The organism is Halobaculum saliterrae (assembly GCF_009831625.1).
In the GTDB taxonomy this organism is placed as follows: Archaea; Halobacteriota; Halobacteria; order Halobacteriales; family Haloferacaceae; genus Halobaculum; species Halobaculum saliterrae.
In genome coordinates, this window is record NZ_WUUS01000019.1 from 1 (window position 1) to 6,298 (window position 6,298).

7 protein-coding genes are annotated in these 6,298 nt (G+C 56.6%); 3 read left to right on the top strand and 4 right to left on the bottom strand.

The window, feature by feature from the left end; genetic code table 11:
• Both GRX01_RS18655 and GRX01_RS18660 read right to left on the bottom strand, forming a co-directional pair.
• Positions 1–361 (bottom strand): nucleotidyltransferase domain-containing protein (locus GRX01_RS18655; RefSeq protein ID WP_233741136.1); only part of this gene is annotated, 361 nt, incomplete at its 3' end.
• The gene (locus tag GRX01_RS18660; RefSeq protein ID WP_159671400.1) at positions 358–1,032 is read right to left on the bottom strand and encodes a helix-turn-helix domain-containing protein; all 675 of its coding nucleotides are present in this window, start codon (positions 1,030–1,032) and stop codon (positions 358–360) included. The genes GRX01_RS18660 and GRX01_RS18655, both read right to left, overlap by 4 nt.
• A gap of 486 nt (positions 1,033–1,518) precedes the next feature.
• On the opposite strand from GRX01_RS18660, the gene GRX01_RS18665 reads away from it, so the two are divergent.
• The 3 genes from GRX01_RS18665 to GRX01_RS18675 all read left to right on the top strand — a co-directional run bounded on the left by GRX01_RS18665 (position 1,519) and on the right by GRX01_RS18675 (position 4,483).
• Complete coding sequence (locus GRX01_RS18665) at positions 1,519–2,391, top strand: ParA family protein (RefSeq protein WP_159671385.1); 873 nt, start codon at positions 1,519–1,521, stop codon at positions 2,389–2,391.
• Complete coding sequence (locus tag GRX01_RS18670; RefSeq protein WP_159671388.1) at positions 2,384–2,869, top strand: hypothetical protein; 486 nt, start codon at positions 2,384–2,386, stop codon at positions 2,867–2,869. The genes GRX01_RS18665 and GRX01_RS18670 overlap by 8 nt, the downstream gene beginning before the upstream one ends.
• A 381-nt stretch (positions 2,870–3,250) precedes the next feature.
• Positions 3,251–4,483: a phage integrase SAM-like domain-containing protein gene (locus tag GRX01_RS18675; protein ID WP_159671391.1), complete on the top strand. Its 1,233-nt coding sequence runs from the start codon at positions 3,251–3,253 to the stop codon at positions 4,481–4,483.
• Between the two features lie 180 nt (positions 4,484–4,663).
• Here GRX01_RS18675 and GRX01_RS18680 read toward each other — a convergent pair whose 3' ends face one another.
• Positions 4,664–5,551, bottom strand: coding sequence for a hypothetical protein (locus GRX01_RS18680; RefSeq protein WP_159671394.1), 888 nt, complete (start codon positions 5,549–5,551; stop codon positions 4,664–4,666).
• A gap of 69 nt (positions 5,552–5,620) precedes the next feature.
• Positions 5,621–5,917 (bottom strand): PadR family transcriptional regulator, encoded by a 297-nt coding sequence (locus GRX01_RS18685; protein ID WP_159671397.1) that lies wholly within the window; start codon positions 5,915–5,917, stop codon positions 5,621–5,623.
• Positions 5,918–6,298: the final 381 nt, after the last annotated feature.

Sequence of the window (6,298 nt, forward strand, 5' to 3'; positions counted from 1 at the left end):
GGCTGTGGTCGTACAGGTAGTCGAACGACCACTGTGCCTCCGTCTGGCGACACCCGAGTCCGTTTACCAGGAGATCGAAGCCGATCGGCTGCTGCGGCGTGAGCCGCTTCTCGTACTCGATTACTTCGGTGTCGTAGAACCATTTCTTGGCGTGACTGTCCGTTTCCTCGAATCCCTGCTGTTCGAGGAACTCGACGAAGTCAGCCTTGGAGTCCGGCGCGACGACGATATCGAGGTCCGTGGAGAAGCGAGCATTGAACGCTGAGACAGCGTAGCCGCCAACAAGAACGTACTCGTGGCCCTGTTTGGTGAGCTCCTCGAGCAGTTCGATGAGCGCGTCACTTCGGTTGGTGAAGCTCATGGCTGTGCCCGTTCGGTCTCTCGATACGTGACGCCGAGGTCGAGGTCCTCGTACATCCGGTCGAGCATCGCCAGCGCCGACTGGAACTGGGCGTAGTTCTCGCGCATATACTCGATTGTCTCTGCTCTCGGGATCACTGGGTACCCCTCGACGTCCTCGATGTCGAGTGACGGGCGTGGCTCGAGGACGATCTGCAGCGGTCCGTCCAGCTCCTCTCGGAGCTGTCGCTCGACTGCGGTCGGGAGGTCGAAGGACTCGAAAAACGCCTCCCAGGCGTCAACGTCCCGCTCACGGACGGCCAGGAACAGCGGATAGTCGTTTGGATTCCGACCGACCTGGTAGCCGCCCTGAGTCCACACGTAGACGGCGTCGATCCGCGTGAACGCGAACGGCCAGTCGCCGAACTGTGGGATGACATAGGCCTCCTCGATGGAGGGTGGACCGACGCCGGCGCTGGCAGCGATGAGCTCGAGCGCTGCGTCGCGTACGCGCTCGTCGACGACTGAGAGCCCGTCGTCATAGGTAACGTAGCCCGCGTCTTCGAGTCTGTTGACGGCCTGTCTCACCGTCTCGTACGGTGTGTGGAGGTGTTGGGCGACACGGCGGATGGAGTCACCACTTTCGATGGCGAGGATTATCTGCGCCGCCGTGTCGTCGAGAACCTCGTACATCTGGCAGTTACCATTAATCCGGTAACAGTTAAAAGCCTTACTAGAGGGCCGGTTAGAGTGGCTCCGACCGAGTTCGATACCCTGCCTTCCCATACCGAATGGCTGGACTATGTCGATATCGCACACCATCTGCATAATTTGGATAATGTAGATTCCGTGAATCGCGCTCATTAGTGTTTGATAGTGGTAATTGTGATGGATGCAAACGAAATACAGATAATGCAAATTGTGTAGATTATGTGCCGTTGGTAGAGATCTTGGCAACTGAAGATTGTGAGCATTATCTACATTATTCGTAAAATGTAAGTTGTGTAGATAGCGCGCCCAATTTTGTCTGACGCAGAATTAAGGTGGGTGAACTTCACTAGCCGCGTATGAACAGGACAAAACTCGCATTATCAACGAAACGTGCGCAACCTCTAAAATCTACACAATGTGGATTGCCCACGAAATATACAAAATCCACCTATCGCGGGGGGCTGACCCATGAGTGCTGACGAGTTTGAAGGACTTCCTGGAGCAGCTGTCTCGTTGCTCAAGGGGGGTGTAGGAAAATCAACGATCGCGCTCAACATCGCTGATCGACTCGCTGACCGCGGCCATGAGACGGTACTACTGGATCTGGATAAGGACGGGCACATGACGACCCAGCTTGGGTACGACGATGCGTACGATCGCGATGCGAACCTCGGTGACGCCCTTATCGATGGTGAAGACCCCGAGGATCTACTTATTGAAACGGACTTCGGCGTTCACCTCCTCCCGTCGAGCAACGAACTCGAGAACGTCGAGACGAGGCTGAAGGACGAACGGTTCGCAGACGTGAAGCTTCGAGGTAACGTTGTCGATCCGCTCATTCAAAACGGATACGACTACGTGATAATTGATGCCGCAGGCGGCCGTGGGAAACTCTCCGACAACGCCCTCATCGCCGTCCAGCGCGTCATAATCCCGCTAATCCCGCGTGCTGGCTCGATCAACGGCCTCAATAAGATGATTGAACGCCAGATCTCCCCAATCCGGCAGAATATCGGGTTGGATATCCTCGCAGTCACTCCGAATATGATTCGCGAAACAATGGGACAACGCAACGAGCATCGGACTCTCGTTGAAAATCTCAACCGGGAGTTCGGTTCATTCGTCCCCGAGTACGCTCGTGTGGACCCGGAGATCTTCGATGCCCTCGATGATTCGGGACGCACCATCGATAGTGTTCCGAAGCCAGGGATTCGCGAACGGACCGCAATTTCCCGCGCCTTCAAGCAAGGAATGCCCGTCTCGGAGTTCGACGAAGATTGCGACCAGATCCCGAATTTCGACCACTTAGCGGACCTCGTGGAGGAACACAGCCATGCCTAATGAGGACGACCGTTTCGGGGACGTCGCTGAACAGCTCAAACAAACGGAGGAAGGAGCCGAATCGGATGACGACGAACGTACTGACACCCAGGATGAACCGCAACCGGATGAAGAGATAACTACTGAGAACACAGAGTCGGAGACTGAGTCCATTCCTGAGCAGGATGAGGAGGATGTGGACGAATCCACCTGTGGACCGGCCTTCTCCTTTGATGAGACCGATATGCACGGCTTCTATGTCCGGGAGGACACGTGGGATGGCGTCACCCGGATGCGATCATCGGTAACTGCTGCGTGCTCTATGTTTGATGTTCCCGAATTTGAGGGAAGAGAGTTTCAAGATGCGTGTCTCCGGGTAATTGCGGACCACGGTGATGAGGTCGCCCTCCAGATCCTCCGGGAGCGTGGTATCGAAGCCGATGAGGAACGTGTTCAGGAAGTTGTGGAGATGCTGAGCGAGCAAGCTACGAACGACTAACATTGGATTTGGGTGATTTCCCTCATCATTCAGATTTCGTGCGCATTGTACATTATGTAGATTGTGTAGCAAGCCATCTGCTTGCAGTCTCGCGATTATTCTCGGAACCGGGTCCGAACGGCGGCCGTGGTTTTGGTATAGCGTTATATGATTTATACCGTTGGCCAAATCCGAATTTCGGGGGATAGAACCCTTCTATCATAGGAAAAATGGTTATGAGACTTCTGTCACCGATGGTCCTGATTACGCCGGTAATCACGACCACTTTGAAGTACCCCGCCGCCGTCGGTGAAGCACGAATGCTGCAACCGCCTCACCACGGCGCTTCCCCCGGGGTAGAGGTGCCGAGACTGGGCCCGCAGGACGGTGGAGGGCTGGTGGATGCCTGATCGAGCGCTTTCGACGCCACTCGACGACAGCTTCGAGCGCTACCTCCAGGACAAGGGGAAGGGCCGCGGTGGCGACGGCGGGAACTATCGACGAAACGCTGCACGCGAACTCGAGCGGTTCGCCGAGTGGGCCGCCGGCGACCGCGGCGCCGACGACTGGATCGGGATCGTCCCCGACGACGTCGACCGCGAGCCGACCTTCGACGATCTTGATGAACGCGTGTTCCGAGAGTACGCCCGACATCTCGGTGGAGATCGGGGACTCAAGCAGAACACGGTACAGACCTATTACCGCTATATCTCTGCCTGGTGTGGGTGGTGCGTCAACGAGGGATATCTCGAAGCCCATTACGCCCAGCGAGCGAGTGCGATGGCGCCGCTGCCGGAGGACGACGGCCGCAAGCCCGGCGACCAGCAGGCCTGGACGTCCGAACAGCGCCACGCCCTCACCCGCCACGTCGACGAACAGGCCCGCGATGCCGTCGAGGCGTACACGACACTCCCGGAGGATGCTGGTCCAATCGACAAGCAGCGAGCGCGCTACGCAGCGCTTAAGACGGCTCGTGACCGGGCCCTGGTGTTCGTTCTCGCGTACACAGCTGTCCGCGTCGGCGAACTCCTCCGCGATCCGAACGACCCGCGCCGGCGCGGCGTTCGCTGGGAGGACCTCTCGCTCAATGACGGGAGTATGGACGTCTACCGGAAGAAACAGCAGTGGGACGCCGCGAGTCTCCCCGATCCGGTGATTTCGCCGCTACGGAGCTACCGCCAGCTGATGGACCCGCCAACGGACCGCTGGCCGGTGTTTCCGACGTTCGACCAACGGATGCTCGCAGGACTCGTCCAGGATGAGCTAGCCGAACGAGGGGAATGCCCAGATACGATTACTGAGTGCCGTGAAGAATACGCCCGCGACCTGCTGCTGGCGCTCGATGAGGACATTCGGCCGCCGTCGATCACGACGGACGGCGCACGGTCGGTTCTCCAACGGCTTTCGGAGGCTGCAGAGATCGACATCGACCATCCGAAACACGATTATCTTGCTCCACACGGTGGACGACGTGGAATGGGTGAGGTGCTTGTCCGTGCGTTCGGCTACACCGTCGCTGCTCGTTACTTGGATAACTCCGAGGAAATGGTGAGAGAGCGTTATTCACATATAGAAGCTGGTGAACTTGGTGATGTCGCAACTGAGGCACTAGAAGAGATTGATAGTCTCGCATAAAGAGGCGCTTCCTCTGATGGGCGATATTGCTGCGTCAGCACTAGGCTTATACCGCTCGACCGACTTCTTTCCGCTATGAGCCTCGAAGAGACGGTTGACTACCTCGCCGAGGAACTCGACCTCGAGCGAAGTGAACACGTTCGCGAGGTCGGACAGTCGGTCGCCGAGCTTCGCGACTGATCAGAACATTTCTCTGGAGTCCCGTTCGACCAGTCCGTTCTCCAGATAAGTGATGAACTCTTGTTTCGTTGGTCCTTGACGGTCGAGCAGATCGTCCTGTTCTGCTCGTTTGAGAACCGCCTGCGCGAAGTCCGTACAGTGGGATTCATGCTGCTCAGCGTACTTCGAAAGGGCTTCTTGCCAGTGCAGATCCAGCTCGAACTCGGCTAATCGGATTTGGATTCCATCTTTTCGTTCGACGAGGTCGATGTCCAGCTCGAAGAGCTGCTTGAAACGAAGGTTATTCCGGCGGACCGTAATGAGCCGCTTGGAATCGACGATGTAGGGATCGACCCACTCTCGCCAGGTATCGTCGTCGACGTGGGTTCGTGGCATCTCAAAATCCGGATCCACACTCTCAATACAGAACTGCAGCATCGCGATGCCAGTTCGATGATTCGCATTCGGGAGGGAATGTCGGAGGATCAAATTCGACATCACTTCCCCCGCGACGGTCGGCAGTGGTGCTCCCCAAGAGACGTGATCGAGTGCCTGCTGGATCTTTTGCGGTTCGAACTCCTTGTAGAGCCGGAACTCATCCTCATCTCGAACATCGACCGCGGCTTCGAGCAACTCTACTAATCGGAATGCGACAACCTGCCCAGCACGGGGGAGGTCACGAATACGGTCGCTCAGCCATTCCTGATCGAAGTCAATGTCCTTGGCTGATTGGATCTCTGAATCGCCTTCGTAGAGCACATAGACCGGTGTTTCAAAAGGGTACCCGATGAGCTTCGTCGACTCGTCGGATTGCTCTCGCTGAGATCGAATTTCTGCTACCGATGCAGAGCTAAATTTGAGTGAGAAATTCTCGGCCTGTGGGTGATGATAGAAGACGAGCCGAGCCATCTCACTGTGTATTCGTGGGAAGTGGGTAAAGCAGTCCCGCTTTTTATATTGAGTTCTACTCGCCTGGTTCTACGACGTCGTGGGTGCGTTCACGTCTTCTAGATATTGACCTTCCCACTCACGTCGCGCCTCGATCTCCCGCACCCCGCGTTCTGTGACCGTGTACACGTTCGTCCGTTTGTCGAGTTCCCCCTTCTTGAGGAGTCCTTTATCAACGAGGTCGTCGAGGTTCGGATAGAGCCGCCCGTGATTGATCTCCTGTTCGTAGTAGTCGTCGAGTTCGGCCTTGATTGCGAGCCCGTGTGGTTCCTCGAGCCCAGCAGTTACGTACAAGATGTCCCGCTGAAACCCTGTCAGATCGTGCATCCGTCAGTTTTCAATTTTTGAGGGGTGGCATATGTTCTCTCTGGTCCTCAAGGGGGGAGATTCGGACCAAGGGTGTCTACTAGTATACTCGTCACCGAATAGCGTTTAATATCGAGGCATCTGTATCTCCGGTAATGTCCTTTCGGCTGAGGTCGCCGTTGAGGCTCCGTGGCTGTGATCGGCCCGCTGTCAGCAGGTGGTAATCAATTGTGTCTTCATCTCAATCACTATCTCCCCCGTGCGCGCTTTGTGGTAGGGCTGTCCCCGACGATCGAGTCGTGGCTGAGGACGACATCGTCTTCTGCTGTGATGGTTGTCGAAACGTCCATCGAGGGCTCGGTAGCGATGGGGTTCACAGTCAGATGGCCCCGACAGACGGCA